Consider the following 20,201-nt stretch of genomic DNA (forward strand, 5'->3'; position numbering starts at 1 on the left):
TTCTCCTGTTATGAAACCCTCGCAATACAGATCGGCCACTCATCCAGTTTGTATTTCATATCATGCATATGAGCATTCCCTTCGTTAATTAGAGAAGGTACTTTTAGGATAAGTACTTTTCTACAAGTGGGAGACTCTATCGTGCGGAAATACTGGACCAAAAACGCACTAGGCAAGACAATGGCTGCTCTACTTCTAATGGCTAATTTGTCTCAACCAGCTGCCAATGCATCTACCTCTGCCCCTACAGAAGATTTCGGGGTAATCCCAGGAACAGTGGAAAGCTATGACTCTACAGCGGAGGAAATCTTGACAGAAGCTGCCGCTTCGAAGAACCTCGACACTTCTGTCGACTCGGAATTATCTTTCTTTGGAAATAAAGGCCCTTACACTATCGTGTCGCAGTGGACGGATAAAAATGGAAAGCTGGTTTACCTTCGGGAAAAGGCTCGGGCGAAAAACCAGAACAAACACGGTCTATCCATTCGTGCTTCACAAGCTTCAACAAAATATGCGCCAAAAATTAAGCGCTCCGGCGACCGCTATGAATATCGCCTGCCCATGGATCATATTTCCTGCTCAGGTTGGGGACCTTTTAAGAAGTGCCGGAAAGTTGAAACCACAGACATATTAACGGTGGTTGGCTTCAACAAGATAAGGGACGGCAAACCTTACGGAGTTGTAACCACCCACTGTCTTGGCTACCAAGGCCGTTGCCCGCAATGGATTATCAATTCACCGCAGATTAAATAGCAAATGTACAAAACGATGCCTCAATCGTGGGCCACGGAGCTCGCTGGGAAAGACATTTCCGGGAAAGATATGTCCAACTATGACCTGACGGATATCAATCTCGAAGGAAGCATATGCAAAGGATGCTCGTTTCGCGGCTCCATGGTGGCATGGGCTAACTTGAAATCGGCAGATTTCACCGACGCAGATTTTACGAACGCAATTCTTAGCGAGTCAGACCTTCGTGGAGCGACATTAACGCGCGCGAATTTTACGAACGCATATCTGGTACCTGTTACCGCCAGTCCAAGGCAATTCTCTGAATGTACAGGTTTGGATGCAAGTAATGCGATACTTTATAGCCCCTGATTGCGCCTACATGAATTCCGTTCAAGCCCTACGGTGTATCGGGCGTTGAAAAACGCATAGCTACCGCGATGGGGCGGGTGAATATACGCCCCACAGTACATGCCGTATGTTTAGGCACATGGCACGGCATACGCTTTAGCATATGTCCACCCATATGTAGTCCTACCTGCGGGTTCGTATGCTTATTCTCAACCCGTAGGCGAGGAAATCAGCAGACTTGAGGGCGGCTACGAGTGTCTCTGTGCATGTTTTCCCTCGTGCATAACTTTATAAAGGCGGAGGTGGAATCATGCTTCTAGGTCTCGTCAGGGGTGGCTGCTAGCGTTAGTGCTGGTTCACAATCACACCCCGCTACTTGTGGTGGGGTGTGGGCGTGACTTCCTCGTCGGTGCGCGGTAAGGCCCGCGCGTGACGTGGGCTGTCTCGCGCGCCGTTTTTCAGGCGAGCGGACAACCCTACGACGTAAAAGGGAGGTAGACAATGGGTAAGCACTCATTGGATACACCCGGTCGCAAAAGAAAAGACCTTGACGCCACGAAGCTTAGCCGGCTCGATGTGGCAATCAAGGTGATAACACTTGCGACCGTAACAGTGAAGCTCATTGCAGTGACGCTTCACGTGGGTCTTTAGGCCCGAGGGTCTCAACGAGTGGCCGCTCGTTGGGGCCCTTTTTATTGTGCAGCCGCAATTCAGGGATGAACTGTGCTGTCACTTTTAGGCTAATGCGCGCGCGAAGGTTTCGCAATACTCCCACACCGAGGCCGTAGCTACCTTTTCTCTACTGCGGGTAGAAATCTGCGTAGTCGTTCGCCCCACCTCTGTACGCCCGCGAGGCCCACCTTATGGCAGAACATATGTTATAGCGTATGTTCCGCCATATGCTAAAGCATATGTGTGCTAATTAATGGATCTACCTGCCCATTCGTTCAGATAGCTGGGCGGAAAACATTGAAACGTCCTGGGTTTGGTTCCGCTTCTTTTACGGCCCTGTGTTGATGGGCTCGGTGAGATAGTACTCGGTTTCTACTTCTTGTGGGGTGGCGTAGTCCAACGCCTCGTGAAGACGTTTGGTGTTCCACCAGTGCACCCACCGCAGGGTGGCTAGCTCGACTTCTCCTACTGATGTCCACGGGCCTTGAGGATGGATAAGTTCAGCCTTGTAGAGACCGTTAACTGTCTCGGCCAGCGCGTTGTCATAGGAATCTCCGACTGTGCCGACACTCGGCCGGATCTCGGCTTCGGCCAGTGCGGTGGAGTATTTCAGTGACACGTACTGACTTCCCCGGTCACTGTGGTGTATCAGCTGGTCGCCGTGGATTCGCCCTGCAGTCGTTAACGCATGTTCCAGTGCCTCCATCGGCAGCGCATCAGTGCGCATCGTAAATCGGGTGGCAACACCGACTATTTTGCGGCTGTAGACGTCAATGACAAACGCGGTGTAGGCGAATCCTGACAGGGTGCGAACATAGGTAATGTCGGCGACCCAAAGTCGCCCAGGTGCTGTGGCCCGGAAGTTTCGCTGCACAAGATCCGGACGATGATCCGGCACCTTAGGGCTGATCGTGGTCACCGGGGTGCGTCCACGTCGTCGACCAGACACACCTGCAAGTTTCATCAGACGTGCGGTCTTGTCGCGGCCGATATGAAAGCCCTCACGGTTCATGGCGTGCCACATCTTGCGGATGCCGTAGACCGAGAAGTTTTCCGCATGGACGCGCTGAATCTCTGGGATAAGCAGTCTATCGCTTAAGGCCCTCGCACTCGGGGCGCGGGTGGTGGCTTTACGGTAGCCGCGGGAGGTGATGAATCCACGGTCTGCTTGTTTCAGAACACGGCAGATGGCCTCGACCCCAAATTGTTCCTTGTACTCGTCGATGTAGGAGATCATCTGGTCGTGGGTCGGTCGAGTTCCGCCGCGAAAAAGCCGAGGCAGTCTTGAGGATTCCGTTGGCTCGTTTCAGCTCGCGGTTTTCCCGGCGTAGCCGTTTGAGCTCTTCTTCCATGGTTTCGCTACCTGTTGGTGCCGTCTGCTCATGGGCGACGCTGTCACGGTACCAGGCGCGTAACGTGTGGTGGGACACGCCAAGGAGCTCTCCGACTTCCTCGTACGCGCGTTGCCGTGAGCAGGACTCCGACGGACCATCTCTAGGACTTGATGGATCGCCTTCTCCTTGAATTCGGCGGAATACTTTCTGGGCATAGTGCCAATCCTTCCTTAGCAGAGGTAGGAACTAACCCCAGGACGCTTCAAATCCAACTGGTCCACAGCGAGGTCCCAATACCCGCTGGGTAGTTTGCCTCTAAAGGGCAGCGGAGCTTAGGACCCCAACCCCGCACCCTACGTGACGGCGGTAACTATAGTTCGTAGACATGACCGCACCACAAAATAAGACGCAGCACGAGTTGCTCCAAGAACGCGCGGCGGCGGTGGACCTGCGCGCCTATCACCTCCACCTCGATCTTTCGGAGGTACTCGATAGCCCCACCTACCGCGTGACTACCCGCCTCGAACTCAGCAGCAGCGAATCCGAGCTTTTTCTGGATTACCTGGGCGAATCCGTCGCGGAGGTCAAGGTCAATGGCACCCCGCAGGAGGTGGACTTTGATGGCAGCATCATCCGGCTGCACGGCCTGCCGGTAGGCGAGGAGCTCGCCATCGAAGTCACCGGCCACTCGCGCTATTCGCGCACCGGCCAGGGTCTGCATCGGATGCACGATCAGGCCGATGACGCGACCTACCTGTATTCACACCTCGAGCCTTCCGACGCCCGCCGCATCTTCCCCTGCCTGGAGCAGCCGGATCTCAAGGCCGTCTTCCACGTGCGCATGACCGCACCGAAGCAGTGGCAGATCCTTTCCAACCAACCGGAAGTCGAACGCAGCGAGGAGGGGGAGCTAGCCACCGTTACTTTTGCGCCGACCCCGCCGCTGTCGACGTACCTGACTTCTTTCGCCGCCGGCCCCTACCAGTACCAAGAGCGCACCTGGACCGCCCCGGATGGCAGCCACTCGGCACAGCTGCGCGCCTTTGCGCGTGCGTCCATGTTTGAGCACCTGGACGAGGAAATCCTAGAACTTACCGCCCAAGGCATGGACTTTTTCCACCAGAACTTTGGCTATCCCTATCCGTGGGGCAAGTACGATTCCATCTTTGTACCCGAATACAACCTGGGTGCCATGGAAAACCCCGGCCTGGTGACGTTTACGGAGAACTACATTTTCCGCTCCCGCGCTACCCGCGCGCAGCATGCCGGCCGTGCAAATACCATCCTGCACGAGATGTCTCATATGTGGTTCGGTGATCTGGTCACTCCGCAGTGGTGGGATGACCTGTGGCTCAAGGAGTCCTTCGCGGAATTTATGGGCGCGGATTCTTCCGTCCACGGCACCGACTACACCGAGGCCTGGGCAAACTTTGCCGGCGCCCGTAAAAATTGGGCCTACCTGCAGGATCAGCTGCCCACCACGCACCCCATCAAGGCGGAGATCCCGGACGTGGATGCCGCGCGCCAAAATTTCGACGGCATCACCTATGCCAAGGGCGCGGCGGTACTCAAACAGCTGGTGCACTACGTCGGTCGCGATAATTTCTACGCCGGTGCGCGCGACTACTTCCAGGAACACGCCTTTGCCGCCGCCACCTTTGATGACCTCCTGCAGGCGCTCAAGAAGCACACGGACCGCGATCTTGATGCCTGGTCCCAAGCCTGGTTGCGCACCTGGGGCCCGGATACCCTCACCCCGGAGTTGCACACCGAAGGCGAGAAGATTGCGGAGCTGGCCATCCTCGCAGAAGCCGAGGACGTCACCCGACCGCACCGCCTGACCGCTTCGCTTTTTGATGCGTCCCTGCACAAGTACCACGAGTTCGACATCGATCTCCCGGCCGGTGATGGCACCACCCGCACCATCATCGATGAGGCTGCCGGCCTTCCGGCCCCGGCATTGCTGCTGCTTAACGACGCCGACCATACCTACGCCAAGATCCGCTTCGACGAGACCTCCCTAGACACAGCGAGTGAGCGCCTGACCGACATCGAGGATGAATTGACCCGCGCGGTAATCTGGACCGCCCTGTGGAACCTCACCCGCGATGGGGAAATGTCGGCGATTGACTATGTGGGGGTCGTCGTCAAGCACGAAGCCTACGAGACCAATACCACGCTGCTGGCTGCTGCCTGCGCCAATGCCAACTTTGCCATTGCGCATTATGTTGCAGACGCCGACCGCGAGCAGGTCCGCACCGACTATGCCGAGGCAATCTGGGGCCACCTAGACGAGGCCGAACCAGCCTCGGATGCGCAGCTTGTGCTCGCTCGCGCCGCCATCCGTGCCCTCGCCGCAACGCCGGAGGAATCAGGTACCGCGCGCCTTAAGGCCCTGCTCTCCGGTGACATTGCCGGCCTTCGCTTGGACCCCGAAATCCGCTGGTCGATCTTGCGCGCCCTCGCCGCCCGCGACGCTGTAACTCTGGCCGAGCTCGAAGAGGAAAAGCAGCGCGATAATACGCTGACCGGCGCTACCGAATTCCTCGGCGCCAGCCACGCCTTCCCCACGCCGGAGACCAAGCGCTCCGCGTTCGATAAGGCGCTCACGCCCGGCGCATATTCCAATGCCGAGGTAGACGCACTGGTCGCCGGATTCAATGCCCCGCGCTCAGCTAGCCTGCAGGAGGCCTTTGCGGAGGAGTTCTTCTCCCGCGTGGAAGATATCTGGGCCGCGCACCCGATTGAGATTGCTAACCGCCTCATCCGTGGCTTCTACCCAGAGTCGCCGATGGCCGATGCCGCCACCACGCGCCTGCTGCACCGAGAGCTGCCAGGAGCGCTGCGCCGCGTACTGCTGGAATGCCGCGATAACCTGCGGCGCACCCTGCGCGTGCGGGCTGGTCAATAGACTGTACCGCCTAGCGCTCGCGCCCTAATTCCCCTCGGGTCACACTGTGTATAACAGTTGTTGATCCGGGGGGAATCTACATATGACGCTCAGCCATGACCGCAGTGACGAAGAACTAGTTGATGCTTTTATTGAGGGGGATAATAAGGCCTTTTCCACCATCGTGGAACGCCACCGCACGCGGCTGACCACGGTGGCGCGGCGCTACACCAGAAACGATCATGATGCCCAAGATGTGGTTCAGGAAGCCTTCCTGCGCGCCAGCTGCAACCTGCACTCCTATCGCCGCGAGTCTGCGCTTTCGACCTGGCTGCACCGCCTGGTAAAGAACTCTGGCTATGACTACTTGAACCACCGTTCTAACAGGGAAAATGCTTCATTAGATGCGGAGGACTTTGATGACGATCGCAACCCGCTGCTCGCGCATAACCCTTCCGAGAACCTAGCGGAGCAGCTGGTGGTGCGAGAGGCCATGCAGTTGCTGCGAGAGGATCAGCGCGAGGCGCTGGTGCTTACCGACGTCGCTGGGTTCCGCGTCGGCGAAGTTGCCACCGCTCAAGGGGTAAAGCCCGGCACTATCAAATCCCGCCGCGCCCGAGCGAGGGAAGTCCTACGCGCGGCCATGGGGTGAGTTTGCTAATACCGACGTTTGTCAGCGTGGCGGGTAGACTCAGGGCGTTACGCGAAACCACACTCTGATTTAAGGGAGTTAGCAATGACCGTCCACGATGTTGCCATCGTAGGTTCCGGCCCTGCCGGTTACACCGCCGCGCTGTACGCGGCACGCGCCGAGCTCAACCCGATTGTCTTCGAGGGCTTCGAGTACGGCGGCGAGCTTATGAATACCACCGAGGTAGAAAACTACCCAGGCTTTCAAAAGGGCATCATGGGCCCAGAGCTCATGGAAGAAATGCGTGCCCAGGCCATCCGCTTCGGTGCGGATTTGCGCATGGAGGTCGTTGACTCCGTTGAGCTGGAAGGCGATATTAAAAAGCTGCACGTGGGTGACGAGCTCTTTGAGGCCCGCACCGTTATCCTCGCCACCGGTGCCGCCCCGCGCCACCTCGGCGTTCCCGGTGAGGAAGAACTGTCCGGCCGCGGTGTATCCACCTGCGCTACGTGCGATGGCTTCTTCTTCAAGGGCCACAATATTGCCGTTATCGGCGGCGGCGACTCCGCCATGGAGGAGGCTACTTTCCTCACCAAGTTCGCGGACTCTGTCACCATTGTGAACCGCTCCGAGAACTTCCGCGCCTCCAAGATCATGCTGGAGCGCGCCCAGGCCAACGAAAAGATCAAGTGGGAGACCAATAAGGTCGTCGAAGAAGTTATTGAAGCCGAAGGCAAGGTCGGCGGCCTCAAGCTCAAGGACGTCACCAACGGCGAGACTTCCACCTTGGATGTCACTGCCATGTTCGTAGCAATTGGCCATGATCCGCGCTCTTCCTTCCTCAATGATCAGGTCAAGCTCAATGACAACGGCTATGTTGTAGTTGAACAACCCACCACTAAGACCTCTCTGCCTGGCGTTTTCGCGTGCGGTGACTTGGTGGATGACCACTACCAGCAGGCAATTACCGCGGCCGGCTCCGGTTGCCGAGCGGCTATTGATGCGGAACATTTCCTCGCAGAAAACCGTTAATTCAGTATGAGCAACGTCAAGAATGTAACCACCGATACGTTCCGTAAGGACGTCATCGAGTCCGATAAGCCCGTCGTCGTCGACTTCTGGGCCGAGTGGTGTGGCCCCTGCAAGAAGCTTTCCCCCATCCTGGAAGAGGTAGCGGAGGAGCTGGACGGCCAGGTCACCGTCGCCAAGGTCAACGTCGATGAAGAGCGCAACCTAGGCGCCATGTTCCAGATCATGTCCATCCCAAATGTGCTGATTTTCAACCACGGCGAGAAGGTAGACGAATTTGTGGGTCTGCGTTCTAAAGATGACATCGTGGCGCAAGTGAAAAAGCAGCTTTAACTGTTAATCTAATTCCTATTAGATTAAGCGTGTAGAAATTCTGGAATGCGGCCCTAACTAAAGCGGGCTGTGAAAGGGGTATAAGGCGTGAACCGCGTTCTTCGAGTCGGCGATACAAGCGTGCGTGTAGCTGAGGCTCGCGCTACCTTGGCCCGTCTCGGCCTCTTGTCAGATTTCAAGGGGGAACTTTCGGCTTGGAAGAAGCAGAAGTACTCCGAGAGCGACAAGAGCTTTGATGCCAATTTGTCTGAGGTCCTCAAGGCCTTCCAGCAATCCCGCGGTATCGTGCCCACGGGCGAGATCGACGATCTCACCCTGCGCGAACTGCGCCAAGCCTCGTACACGCTCGGCAGCCGCGTCCTTAGCTACGAGCCTGCGAATGAGCTGGTGGGTGACGATATCTCGCAGCTCCAGCAACAACTGCAGGAGCTCGGCTTCTACCAGCAGCGCGTGGACGGCCACTTCGGTACTAATACCCACGCGGCCCTGAAGGAATATCAGCACAACTGCGGCCTGCAAGAAGATGGTGTGTGCGGCCCGGCCACCATCCGCGCCCTTGGACTGCTCGGCCGCCGTATTACCGGTGGTTCCGCGCACAATATCCAAGAGCGTGAGCGCGTCCGCAATGCCGGCCCTAAGCTGGCGGGCAAGCGCGTTGTCATCGATCCCGCCTTGAGCGGCGGCGACGCCGGCCAGCTGGTCAAGGGTCGCTTCGGTGATATTTCCGAGCAGGAAATCCTGTGGGACCTCACCCAGCGCATCGAGGGGCGCATGATTGCCGCAGGCATGGAGACCATCATCTCCCGTCCTCGGACCTCCGATGCGGACGTCAAGTCCCGCGCCGAACTGGCTAACGCCTTCGATGCGGACATGGTCATTTCCCTAGCCTGCGATTCCTACCCCAATGAGAAGGCCAATGGTGTTGCCACCTTCTACTTCGGTTCCGAATCCGGCAACTCCTCACTCATTGGTGAGACCCTTTCCGGTTTCATCCAGCGCGAGATTGTCGCGCGCACTGAGCTGCTGGACTGCGGCAACCACGGCCGCACCTGGGACCTGCTGCGCTTGACCCAGATGCCGGTCATCCAGATCGTACTGGGCTACCTAACCAACCCAGAGGACATAAAGATCCTCACCAACCCGTCCCGCCGCGATGACATTGCGGAGGCGATCGTGATTGCCGTAAAGCGCATGTACCTCATGGAGCAGGACACCGCCGTAACCGGCACCTATAAGTTCTCCGAGCTGCTCCAGGCCGAACAGTCCTAGGCCTAGAATCTAGGCCAAGGCGCGGGCTAGGAGGTCTTCGGCCGCTGCCGCGCTGAGCATATCGTGCTCGGGCGGCAGCTCGAGCCGCAGTCGGGGGAGTACTGGGTGATCTGCGGCCACCTCAAAGCCGGCGGAGCGCAAAGTCTCATAAGACATCAGCCCGATATAGGCCGGTTTGTGGCCCAAGAAATCCGCCGCAGCGGCCGGATCACCGTAATAGCCAAAGGCCTCCACGGCGGTGCTGCCGCGGTTAGTGAGGTGCATAATGGCGGCGTCGACAAGCACTGCTTCAATGCCACGCCCCATTAAATGTGCCTTAACGAAGAGCGAGGTAATGATCTCCGCATCGTTTGAAATGGGGGCGGTGGGAAGCTTGGCGGCGCCGGCAGCATCCTCGCGGGAGCAAAAGAGAATGGTGGCGTCCTCACCCACAGTAAAGCCACACTGACCAAAGGAGAGCAGGGTAGTAGCCAGCCACGCTTCCTTTTCAAAGGCGGGATCGACCACGGAGGCCTCCAGCTCCCAAAAGGTGCTGCGCGCGGCCTGGCGGTGAATGCGCGTGCCTTCGCGTACCGGCTCGAGGATCATCGCCCCGGTTTAGTGCTGGCCCTCAATGAGCGTCATGATGCGCTCGAAATCTTCTTGGTCACCAAATTCCACGACCATCTTGCCCTTGCGCTTGCCCATGGTCACGGTGACCTTGGTATCGAAGCGATCGGACAGGCGCTCAGCGGAATCGGTAAAGTACTGCGGCTGCGGTGCCGGCTGCTTCTTCTTGGATTCGGCCGGCTTACCATCGCGCTTGTAGAGGGTGACTGCCTCCTCGGTGGCGCGTACGGACAGGCCCTCCGCGATGATGCGGTTGGCAATGTATTCCATGGCCTCGGTGTCATCCAAGGACAATAGGGCACGCGCGTGGCCGGCAGATAAGGTACCAGCAGCTACGCGCTTTTGTACCTCTACCGGCAGCTTGAGCAGGCGCAGCATATTGGTCACCTGTGGGCGCGAACGGCCAATGCGGTCCGCCAGCTCGTTCTGGGTAACGCCGAACTCTTCCAGCAGCTGCTGGTAGGCATGTGCTTCTTCCAAGGGGTTGAGCTGTACGCGGTGGATGTTCTCCAGCAGGGCATCGCGCAACAGGTTGTCATCCTTGGTATCGCGCACGATGGCTGGAATCGTGGCCAAGCCCGCCTTGGAGGAAGCGCGCCAACGACGCTCACCCATGATGAGCTCAAAGCCGCCTTCCTCGGAAGGACGAACGACCACAGGCTGCAACAGGCCAAACTCGCGGATCGAGTGGACGAGCTCGCCGAGTTCATCCTCGTCGAAGACCGTGCGCGGCTGCTTCGGGTTGGGGATGATATCCCCAATGGAAATCTCGCGGTAGGTCGCACCGATAGGAGCCGGGGTGGCCTGGCGCTTCTTGGAGGACTTAGAGCCAGAACCCTGCTGAATGGTGGGAGCACCCTTTACGCGCTTGCCTTCACCACCCTTCCGGCCCGGCTGCGGGGTGGAATTACCCAAAATAATATCCGCGGCGGAATCGCCCAAGCGCGGCTTGCGGGTAGGAGCATCAGGACCGGACGGGATGAGTGCGGCTAGGCCTTTGCCAAGGCCACCTTGCTTCTGTTCTGCCATGAGTTCCTATCCTTCCAATTCCGCGTAAATCTCTGGGCTCACGCCAATCGCCCCGGTGGTCGGGTGCGGGCGATAATCGCCACGCCGGTCAAGCTCGCGCGCGGCCGCAAGGTAGGCGCGGGCACCGGTGGACGAGGGAGCGTAATCAATAACCGTAGTACCGTACCCCGGTGCCTCGGAAACGCGCACGGAGCGCGGGATAACATTGGCCAGCACCACGGCGCCAAACTGTTCGCGGACGTTATCGGCCACGTCCTCGGCCAAGCGCGTGCGGGCGTCATACATGGTCAGCAACACGGCGGAAATATGCAGATCCTCGTTGAGGTGCTCGCGAATCATGGAGATATTGCCCAGCAGCTGGCCCACGCCCTCCAGGGCGTAATACTCGCATTGAATCGGGATGATGACCTCCTCAGCGCAGGTCATCGCGTTAATGGTGAGCAAACCCAGCGATGGCGGGCAATCAATGAAGACATATTCGAAGCCATGCTCTTCAAGGAAGCCATTATGCAGGGCGTCATAGAGCCGAAATTCGCGACGCACCAAGGAGACCATTTCAATCTCTGCGCCAGCCAGATCAATGGTGGCGGGGATGCAGAAAAGGTTCTCGTTGTGCGAGGAAGCCTGCATGGCCTTCTCGGCGGTGCAGTCCCCAAGGAGCACCTCATAGCTGGAATCGGTGCCGGAATTATGTTCCGCGCCCATGGCCGTGGAGGCGTTTCCCTGCGGGTCAAGATCGATCACCAGCACTTTTTTGCCCTCTGTGGCTAGCGCTGCGGCCAAGTTGGCGGCGGAGGTGGTTTTGCCTACGCCGCCTTTCTGGTTAGCAATGGTGATAAGGCGCGGATTAGTCATGCCGTCTACTTTAGTTCACGCGCGGGACACGAATGATCGTGGTTCCCTCGATGGTGCTGACCTCGGCCTTTCCACCGCCGGCCTTCTTAATGTCGGCGGCATCGCGTTCCAGTTCCTCGTGTACCGAAGAACCCTTCAGCGCGATCATCTCGCCACCCTTGCGCACGAGCGGCAGCGACCATTTCGCCAGCTTGCCCAGCGGTGCGACGGCGCGGGAGGTGACCACGTCTGCTCCCGCCACGGCCTTTTTAATCGGGCCTTCCTCGGCACGGCCGCGCAGCACCGTCACGTTGTCTAGGCCCAGCTCTTCTACGACCTCGTTGAGGTAGTTATAGCGCTTGAGCAGCGGCTCGATCAGGGTGATCTGCAGGTCCGGGCGCGCGATGGCCAGCGGAATGCCGGGCAGCCCAGCACCCGAGCCGACGTCGATAACCGTGGCGCCCTCCGGGATTGCCTGCTTGACGACGGCGCAGTTAATAATGTGCCTGTCCCACAGGCGTGGCACCTCGCGGGGGCCTATAAAACCACGAGTGGACCCGTCTGTAGCGAGCGAATCATGGTAAGCCTGCGCGAGGGGCAAGCGGGAGCCGAATACTACTGACGGGTCCATCTCGGACACGATGGGGTTCTCCTCCGTGTTTATTTGTTTTTGCGCTGTTTCTTGGTGCGGTTGTCCTTCTTGCGGGCACCCGGCTTAGGCGCGGAAGTGCGCTTGGCCTCTACCTTAGCGGCTTCCTCTTCTTCTTCCTCGCGGTCCATCTTGGCATAGACGATGCGGGTTTGGAAGAAGGTCCAGACCGTATTGGCCATCATGTAGAACAGCAAGCCAATCGGCCAGATGAAGCCGGAGAAGACCAGCATGGCCGGCATGACCCACAGCATCATCTTGGACATCATGGCCATTTGCTGCTGCATCATTTCCGCATTTTGCCCCTGCGGCGCTTGGGTCTTGCCAGCAGCACGGCGCTTTTCCTGGCGGTTCAGGCTCATGCGGGCGTTGAAGTGCGTCATAACCGCAATGACGGCGATCATCGGAACGATGATGACGGCTGCCTGGGTAGTGGTTACGCCCTCCACAATCGGCGAGTTCAAGCGCAGGTTGGTCACCAGCGGAACATCAAAGATCTTGGCATCCAAGAACTGCTGGACCAGGTCCGGCTTAAAGATGTAGTTCGCGGTGTTGGCGTTATCCTCAACGGACATAGGGTCACCACTGGGATGTCCAATGCCACCGGCTACCGCAACGGTGCGGTCGAAGGACCGCAGCACGTGGAACAAACCAACGAACATTGGAATCTGCACGAAGACCGGCAGGCAGCCGGCCATCGGGCGAACGCCGGACTCCTTGTAGACCTTCTGCATTTCCTGCGCGGCCTTGGTTTGGTCATTGCCGTACTTCGCGCGGATTTCCTGCACCTTAGGCTGGATTTCCTGCATCTTGCGCGAGGAACGAATCTGGCTGATGGTCGGCTTGACCATTAGTGCCTTTAGCGTCCAGGTCAGCAGCACAATGGCCAGAATCCAGGTAATGCCCCAGGTAGGGTCCATTACGAGGGACAGCAGCCAGTGCCAGAACCACAAAACGGCCGAAATTGGCCAGTAAATGATATTAAGCACGAGTGTTTAATCCTCAATTGTTGTTGGTACCCGGGACCGGATCGAATCCGCCCGGATGCCAGGGGCCGCATTTGCAGACCCTGGCTATTGCCATCGCCGTACCCTTGATTGCGCCGTGTTGAGAAAGCGCCTCTAGGGCGTAAGCACTGCATGTCGGCTCGAACCGACAGGTCGATACCATCTTAAGGCCAGAGACATGTTTTTGGTAGAAACGAACCACTTTGACCATTGGTTTGGCCAATCCTCTGGCTGGGGGAATTTCCTCCCCGCGGGAATTTAGATATCCCATTGCTTGCGCAGTGCTTTGGCAAGATCTTTTTCTAATTGCTCACTGCTAGCAGTGGCGCTGGCGGGCAAGGCACGGATAACAACGTCCACGCTGGCGGGCAGCTTGGGAATGAATGTCATACACACATGGCGAAGCCGCCGGGAGGTGCGGTGGCGAACCACTGCATTCCCGACGGCTTTAGAAACAATCAGCCCAAATCGCGGCCCGGTGGCGGCGATATCGGCTGCCTTGTCCGTACCTGCGTTGTCGCGCGCATGCACGACGACCGTACGAGTGCCCGCCCGGCGACTGCCCTTCATCGTGCGCCGAAATTGCGTCGGCGACGTGAGCTTGTGCTGGGCTGGAAGCATAACTTATGCAGTCAGCTTTGCGCGGCCCTTCTTGCGACGAGCTGCAACAATGGCGCGACCTGCACGGGTGCTCATGCGGGTGCGGAAGCCGTGCTTACGAGCACGACGACGGTTGTTCGGCTGGAACGTGCGCTTACCCTTTGCCACGTTAATTCTCCTTGAAGTTGTGCGTAGGCACACCACCGCAGTGCAGCGGCACGCCCACTGATGAATAGATTCCATGAACCTGACGCATCACAGTCTCTCCGGTGCACGGCTAGCCGACGGGCCCAGCCGGTGCGAGGTGACGCTGTCACTTTCACGCGCAACTCTTTGTTGCAATAGACCATGCCAGATTACGTGATTTCTGCCGCTGGGAACAAATCGACACCCGGGTACACCCGAAATTACATAAATGTTTTTTTCCTGCAGCTAGAGGGCCAGATTCTGCGCTCTTACTGCACCTAATCCATCACGCAGTAAGACCCACCCCAACCCACACCCGGGTGGTGAATTTTTCTCGCTAGACACACCCGCCGTTTCGGCGGTAGAACAGAAGAATCAAATTCCACAGCCCAACCGGTCATGTGGATAACTCTAAATCAACGCTTGAGACTTTTGCAGTTTCCGCAGCGTACGGCCATAAACTGGCCAATGAAGAGTTATCCACAGTCATGAACTAAGCTGTGAATAACTATTTCATCCACACCTGTGGATAACTCTGTGGAGATCGAGGTGACTCGATAAAAACCGATGTGAAAACCACGGTGGAATCCACAGTGAAAATTGTTATTCAATGTCCACCCGTCCCCGACTAAATTCCACAAAGGTAGCCTGTTGTGACTGACCCACAAGCGAACCTGCATGCCGTTTGGCGCGCGGTCGTTGATGACCTGCTCGCACAATCCGAGCAACCCAATTCCGAGGTCCCTAGTTTTTCGCACTCACAGCGCCTTTACCTCCAACTGGTTCGCCCCATCATGATGGTTGAGGGCTACACCCTCGTTGCCGCTGAGAACCTGGATGCCAAAAATGTGGTCGAAAATGAGTTGGGCGAGCACATTGCCAAGGCACTAACCCGCCACCTGGGTCGGCCGTGTTCCTTTGCGGTTACCCTTGCCACCCCACAAGAGCCACAGCCGCCGGCCGTGGACCCTGCACCACAGCCAACTCCCCCTCAACAACAGCAACCGCCGGAAGCGCAACCGCCGCAGAACACGGAATCTACGCAGAACTACATTCCGCGCCCGCAGCAGACGGATGCCGCTGCACAGCAGGCCCCTTCCCAGAACAATTGGCAGTCGAGTCACGCCCCTGCAAGCCTGGATGAGCTGGCCCAGCACTATAACCAACAGCAGGCAGAATCCGCGGGAAATTTCTCCGGTGCTGCCACCAATTCCGCCCGCATCCCGCGCGAGGCCCCGGCGCACGATCCCAACCGTGAGACTTCCCTCAATCCGAAGCACACTTTCGATAGCTTCGTGATCGGTTCTTCGAATCGTTTTGCCAATGGTGCCGCCGTAGCTGTGGCCGAGAACCCCGCACGTGCGTACAACCCACTATTTATCTGGGGTGGCTCTGGTCTGGGCAAAACGCACCTTTTGCATGCCGCCGGCAATTACGCCCAAGTACTGCACCCGGGTCTGCGCGTGAAGTATGTGTCTTCGGAAGAATTCACGAATGACTATATTAATTCCCTGCGCGATGACCGTCAGGAATCCTTCAAGCGGCGCTACCGCAATCTCGACATTTTGATGGTCGATGATATCCAGTTCTTGGAGGGCAAGGAATCCACCCAGGAAGAGTTCTTCCATACTTTCAATGCGCTGCACCAAGCCAATAAGCAGATCATTTTGTCTTCGGACCGCCCACCGAAGCAGCTAACCACGCTGGAAGATCGCCTCCGCACTCGCTTTGAAGGCGGTCTTATCACCGATATTCAGCCGCCAGATCTAGAAACGCGTATCGCGATTTTGATGAAGAAGGCGGCCAATGACGGCACCGAGGTGGATCGCTCCGTGCTTGAGCTCATTGCCTCTCGTTTTGAGTCATCTATTCGTGAGCTCGAGGGCGCACTGATCCGCGTTTCGGCCTATTCTTCCTTGGTGAATGAGCCGATCAACGTGGAGATGGCAGAAATCGCGTTGCGCGATTTGGCCCCAGATTCCGCCGATAGGCAAATCACCGCGACCTCGATCATGGAGGTCACCGCAGAATTCTTCGATATTGATGTAGAAACTCTGCGCGGCGCTGGCAAAAAGCGTGCGGTGGCGCATGCCCGCCAGTTGGCTATGTATCTGTGCCGCGAACTTACCGAGCTATCCCTTCCCAAGATCGGTGAACAGTTCGGCGGCAAGGACCACACCACCGTCATTTACGCGGATCGCAAGATCCGCAAAGAGATGACTGAAAAGCGCAATACTTACGACGAGATCCAGGCGCTTACCCAGCGCATCAAGAATCGCGGCCGCGCCTAGATCTCGCCACCTTTTCTACAGCGCCTTCCTTATATAAAGGAGGGCGCTTTTGTCTGCCCTTTGTCACTTCGCGGATTCTGCTCGCACTACTTAAAGGTGAGACCAGAACTACCAGATCAGAGATTCTTGACTGAGACGCCGAAACCTGGTTCAAACCGTCCACACAGCCGCCTATACCTTCGTGTAATTCCACAAAGAACCCAGAAGGTCCACGAAAAGTACTCTCTTAACTGCGAAAAGAGTTATCCACAGCGTTATTCACACTTGTGTAATTTCATCTTTGTAATTCGTAGATCTTACTCACAGTTTTAAATTCCACAGGCTCTATACTGGGAGAACCGCCCTGTGATCAGCGCTGTGTGTAGATCGGTGATCAAATGACAAAACCTGTGGATAAAACGGCGATCCCGTTAGTTGTCCACAATTAGCCCCGATTGATCACAGCAAGATCACAAGAATTGGCACACCCCGGATCTGTGTCCTGAACTTGTCATTTACCTAGTTACCCACAGATCCCACAGCGCTTATTACTACTACTAAATTATTTCTCTAATCTGTATAGAAGAAAGAGGGTGTGTGGAATTCGGCCCGGCCTGCCTTCGGCCAGGCGCGGATCGGGCGGGCAAAGATGGAATTACACGTTGTGGCGCACCGCGCCCGATGCGGTAAGTTGGAAGCCAGTCTTTTGTAAGTAACAAATTTCCTACTTGCCCCAGAGGAGCTCTTCGCACCATGGATGAAGCCGTGTCATTTCGCGTGGCCAAAGATGACCTTGCCAACGCCGTAGCGTGGGTTGCTCGCAGCCTGCCGTCCAAGGTCACCCAGCCCGTGCTCCGCGCGATGCTGATCACCGCGGATGACAATGGTCTTGAGTTCACTGGCTTCGATTACGAGGTATCCACCCGCGTCCGTATCGCCGGCATGGTGGATGAACCCGGACAGATCGCGGTAGCCGGCAAGCTCCTCTCTGACATCGTCGCTTCCCTTCCCAACAAGGAAGTGGAGATCTCCCAGGTAGATTCCAAGGCCCTGGTTACCTGTGGTTCTTCCCGCTTTGAACTGCCACTGATCCCTCTGGATGATTACCCGCAGCTTCCGGTCCTACCGGAGGTTACCGGCACCATCCAGCCGCAGCTATTCGTCGAGGCCATCCACCAGGTCGCCGCCGCGGCCGGCAAGGATGACACCCTGCCCATGCTCACCGGTGTGCACATGGATATCCGTGGCAAGGACATTGAGATGACGGCAACGGACCGCTTCCGCCTGGCCATGCGCACCTTGGAATGGGAGCCGAAGTCGCCGGATGTAGAAGCGAAACTCTTGGTGCCTGCGAAGACCCTGCAGGAAACCGGTCGTTCCTTGGATCCGCACCTGAATATCCCAGTGGAAATCGCTGTGGGCACCGATGACAATATTGGTGCCGATGGCCTCTTTGGCCTGCACGCGGATAATCGCGAGACCACCACGCGCATGCTGGATGCGGACTTCCCTAATGTGCAGCCCCTGTTGCCGAAGAGCCACACCAATATTGCCTCCATTGAGGTCGCCCCGCTCCAGGAAGCAATTCGCCGCGTGTCTTTGCTGACGGATCGCAACGCGCAGATCCGGATGGAATTCGCCGATGGCCAGGTAACCCTTTCCGCCGGTGCGGATGCTGGTAACGCCACCGAGACCCTGCCGTGTGCATTCCATGGCCGCGATGAATTCCTCATCGCCTTCAATCCGGGCTACCTCAAGGATGGCTTGGGCGTCATCAATACCGACCGCGTGGTCTTCGGCTTTACCGAGCCTTCGCGCCCAGCCATCATGATCCCAGAACCGGAAGAGCTGCCTGAGGCCGATGAAGATGGCAACTTCCCCACGCCGGAGACCAACTTCACCTACCTGCTCATGCCGGTTCGCCTGCCGGGCTAATGTACGTCAGGGATCTCGATGTTCGGGATTTTCGCTCGTGGCCCGAACTTAATGTGCAGCTAGGGCCGGGGATCACCCTTTTTGTCGGGCGCAATGGCTTTGGCAAGACCAATATCGTTGAGGCCATTGGCTATACCGCCCACCTTTCCTCCCACCGCGTTTCCCACGATGCACCGCTGGTGCGCCAGGGTGCGGATAGCGCGCGGGTATCCATTACCGCGGTGAACCAGGGCCGCGAGCTTACTACTCATTTGCTGATTAAGCCCCACGCGGCCAACCAGGCGCAGATTAATCGCACCCGCCTGCGCAGCCCCCGTGAGCTGCTGGGCGTGGTAAAAACTGTGCTCTTTTCCCCGGAGGACTTGGCCCTGGTGCGCGGGGAGCCAGCCGGGCGCCGCGCTTACCTCGATAGCATCATTGCCTCGCGGACTCCGCGGCTAGCGGGTGTGAAGGCTGACTACGATAAGGTGCTCAAGCAGCGCAATGCCCTGCTGAAATCAGCCTCCGGCAGCCTGCGCCGCGGCTATTCCGATAGCGATGGCGCTGCCGCATTGGCCACCTTGGATACCTGGGATGCGCAGCTTGCCCGGCTTGGCGCCCAGGTGATCGCCGCACGCCTTGCGCTTGTCGACGCCCTCTTGGATCACATCCCCGCCGCCTATTCCGGCCTAGCGCCAGAATCGCGACCGGCGCACGTGGAGTATAAGTCCACGATCGATACCTCCGATCGCGAGGTGCTAGAGGCCGTGCTGCTCACCGAGTTGGCCGCCGCCCGGCAGCGCGAGATCGAACGCGGCATTTCCCTGGTGGGTCCGCACCGCGACGATCTGGTGCTTAACCTGGGCGATCAGCCGGCCAAGGGCTTTGCCAGCCACGGCGAGACGTGGTCTTATGCCATCGCGCTGCGCCTGGCGGAATTCAATCTCCTGCGCCAGGAGGGAGGATCCGATCCGGTGCTCATCTTGGACGATGTCTTTGCCGAGCTCGATGCCAAGCGCCGCAAGCAGCTGGTCCACTTGGCCGCCGAGGCCGAGCAGGTGCTCATCACCGCGGCCGTGGATGAGGATTTGCCCGGAAACTTGGAACCCATCGTGCGCTACCGCGTGAGCGTAGAAGATACCGAGACCGGTCGCATTTCCAAGCTCAGCGCCGAGGAAGGTGAAGGGAATGAGTGAGGATCAAGGGGGCGTCGGCAAGCAGCGCATCGATCCAGTGACCCAGTACTTTAAGCTGGTTCGGTCCACCTCCAAAAACCCGCCGAAGCTGACCCGCCCAGTGCCGAAGATGCCGGTGCCCTCGCTGGAGAAGGCGCAAAAGCAGGGGTATATGGGCTATCAACGGGGCTTACCCACTGGCCCGGATGGCAGGAAGAAGCGGCGCACCCTGGCCGTGCCGAGCCTGGGATCCCAAATTCACCGCGAGGTGGTCAATCGTGGGTGGGAGCATGATCTGGCTAATGGCTGGGTGATGGGCAATTGGGAGCATCTGGTGGGCGAGCGCATTGCCGCGCATACGCAGCCGCAACGGATTAAGGACAAGATTGTCTACGTATCCTGCGACAACTCCACGTGGGCAACGGAGCTGCGCTACCTGCAGCGGCAAATCCTGCGGAAAATCTCTGACCGCCTGGGCCCCGATGTCATTGTGGAACTGCGGATTCACGGGCCGAAGCAAAGGCGCAATTACGAGGGGCGGCAGTGGGTCAAACCGCAAGGATCACAAGATACCTACGGCTAATAGGCTGAGGTTTACTCAGACCTGCACAATGTAAAGAACCTCAGAGCGCGCCAGATTCCTATCTCTCACGGGTGTGGGGTGTCTTTCAGTAGGGGGTATCCGTGTAG

18 protein-coding genes and 1 pseudogene are annotated in these 20,201 nt (G+C 57.9%); 10 read left to right on the plus strand and 9 right to left on the minus strand.

What is annotated here, in order from left to right; genetic code table 11:
* Window positions 1–198 precede the first annotated feature (198 nt).
* Window positions 199–753, plus strand: a complete 555-nt coding sequence (locus QKD99_RS10365; RefSeq protein ID WP_239274536.1) for a hypothetical protein — start codon at window positions 199–201, stop codon at window positions 751–753.
* Window positions 754–2,080: 1,327 nt separating this feature from the next.
* On the opposite strand, the pseudogene QKD99_RS10370 reads toward QKD99_RS10365, so the two are convergent.
* Window positions 2,081–3,301 (minus strand): annotated as a pseudogene (locus tag QKD99_RS10370) (IS3 family transposase).
* Window positions 3,302–3,471: 170 nt separating this feature from the next.
* Here QKD99_RS10370 and pepN point away from each other — a divergent pair.
* From pepN to QKD99_RS10395, 5 genes are all read left to right on the plus strand, one after another.
* Window positions 3,472–5,997, plus strand: a complete 2,526-nt coding sequence (gene pepN, locus QKD99_RS10375; protein WP_347951396.1) for an aminopeptidase N — start codon at window positions 3,472–3,474, stop codon at window positions 5,995–5,997.
* Between the two features lie 82 nt (window positions 5,998–6,079).
* Complete coding sequence (locus QKD99_RS10380) at window positions 6,080–6,628, plus strand: sigma-70 family RNA polymerase sigma factor (protein ID WP_005326023.1); 549 nt, start codon at window positions 6,080–6,082, stop codon at window positions 6,626–6,628.
* 84 nt (window positions 6,629–6,712) lie between these two features.
* Window positions 6,713–7,639, plus strand: a complete 927-nt coding sequence (trxB, locus tag QKD99_RS10385) for a thioredoxin-disulfide reductase (RefSeq protein ID WP_284769092.1) — start codon at window positions 6,713–6,715, stop codon at window positions 7,637–7,639.
* A gap of 6 nt (window positions 7,640–7,645) precedes the next feature.
* Window positions 7,646–7,969 carry a thioredoxin gene (trxA, locus tag QKD99_RS10390; protein WP_284791734.1) on the plus strand — a complete coding sequence of 108 codons (324 nt, stop codon included), beginning with the start codon at window positions 7,646–7,648 and terminating at the stop codon, window positions 7,967–7,969.
* 87 nt (window positions 7,970–8,056) lie between these two features.
* A complete protein-coding gene (locus QKD99_RS10395; protein WP_250409431.1) occupies window positions 8,057–9,238 on the plus strand; it encodes an N-acetylmuramoyl-L-alanine amidase in 1,182 nt (393 codons plus the stop codon).
* 9 nt (window positions 9,239–9,247) lie between these two features.
* Here QKD99_RS10395 and QKD99_RS10400 read toward each other — a convergent pair whose 3' ends face one another.
* The 8 genes from QKD99_RS10400 to rpmH are packed head-to-tail and all read right to left on the minus strand — an operon-like array spanning window position 9,248 to window position 14,134.
* A complete protein-coding gene (locus tag QKD99_RS10400) occupies window positions 9,248–9,826 on the minus strand; it encodes a hypothetical protein (RefSeq protein ID WP_179387171.1) in 579 nt (192 codons plus the stop codon).
* 9 nt (window positions 9,827–9,835) lie between these two features.
* Entirely contained in the window at window positions 9,836–10,876 is a 1,041-nt protein-coding gene (locus tag QKD99_RS10405) for a ParB/RepB/Spo0J family partition protein (RefSeq protein WP_250411830.1), read from the minus strand.
* 6 nt (window positions 10,877–10,882) lie between these two features.
* Window positions 10,883–11,731 (minus strand): ParA family protein, encoded by an 849-nt coding sequence (locus QKD99_RS10410; protein WP_049359071.1) that lies wholly within the window; start codon window positions 11,729–11,731, stop codon window positions 10,883–10,885.
* Between the two features lie 10 nt (window positions 11,732–11,741).
* Window positions 11,742–12,341 (minus strand): 16S rRNA (guanine(527)-N(7))-methyltransferase RsmG, encoded by a 600-nt coding sequence (gene rsmG, locus QKD99_RS10415; protein ID WP_040425466.1) that lies wholly within the window; start codon window positions 12,339–12,341, stop codon window positions 11,742–11,744.
* Window positions 12,342–12,370: 29 nt separating this feature from the next.
* Window positions 12,371–13,348, minus strand: coding sequence for a membrane protein insertase YidC (gene yidC / locus QKD99_RS10420; RefSeq protein WP_239279041.1), 978 nt, complete (start codon window positions 13,346–13,348; stop codon window positions 12,371–12,373).
* A 13-nt stretch (window positions 13,349–13,361) separates the two neighbouring features.
* The gene (yidD, locus tag QKD99_RS10425) at window positions 13,362–13,577 is read right to left on the minus strand and encodes a membrane protein insertion efficiency factor YidD (RefSeq protein WP_005326014.1); all 216 of its coding nucleotides are present in this window, start codon (window positions 13,575–13,577) and stop codon (window positions 13,362–13,364) included.
* Between the two features lie 47 nt (window positions 13,578–13,624).
* Window positions 13,625–13,987 carry a ribonuclease P protein component gene (rnpA, locus tag QKD99_RS10430; protein ID WP_005326013.1) on the minus strand — a complete coding sequence of 121 codons (363 nt, stop codon included), beginning with the start codon at window positions 13,985–13,987 and terminating at the stop codon, window positions 13,625–13,627.
* 3 nt (window positions 13,988–13,990) lie between these two features.
* Window positions 13,991–14,134, minus strand: a complete 144-nt coding sequence (rpmH, locus tag QKD99_RS10435) for a 50S ribosomal protein L34 (RefSeq protein WP_003847033.1) — start codon at window positions 14,132–14,134, stop codon at window positions 13,991–13,993.
* 671 nt (window positions 14,135–14,805) lie between these two features.
* Between rpmH and dnaA the strand changes: the two genes are divergently transcribed.
* From dnaA to QKD99_RS10455, 4 genes are all read left to right on the plus strand, one after another.
* The gene (dnaA, locus tag QKD99_RS10440; RefSeq protein ID WP_250411826.1) at window positions 14,806–16,443 is read left to right on the plus strand and encodes a chromosomal replication initiator protein DnaA; all 1,638 of its coding nucleotides are present in this window, start codon (window positions 14,806–14,808) and stop codon (window positions 16,441–16,443) included.
* A 732-nt stretch (window positions 16,444–17,175) separates the two neighbouring features.
* Window positions 17,176–18,357, plus strand: coding sequence for a DNA polymerase III subunit beta (gene dnaN / locus QKD99_RS10445; RefSeq protein WP_179387173.1), 1,182 nt, complete (start codon window positions 17,176–17,178; stop codon window positions 18,355–18,357).
* The gene (gene recF, locus QKD99_RS10450; RefSeq protein ID WP_005325992.1) at window positions 18,357–19,532 is read left to right on the plus strand and encodes a DNA replication/repair protein RecF; all 1,176 of its coding nucleotides are present in this window, start codon (window positions 18,357–18,359) and stop codon (window positions 19,530–19,532) included. Before dnaN ends, recF begins: the two co-directional genes overlap by 1 nt.
* Window positions 19,525–20,094, plus strand: a complete 570-nt coding sequence (locus QKD99_RS10455) for a DciA family protein (RefSeq protein ID WP_347951397.1) — start codon at window positions 19,525–19,527, stop codon at window positions 20,092–20,094. Before recF ends, QKD99_RS10455 begins: the two co-directional genes overlap by 8 nt.
* The last annotated feature ends 107 nt before the right edge of the window (window positions 20,095–20,201 follow it).

The sequence above is a fragment of the Corynebacterium sp. c3Ub_189 genome (genome assembly GCF_039907195.1).
GTDB lineage: Bacteria > Actinomycetota > Actinomycetes > Mycobacteriales > Mycobacteriaceae > Corynebacterium.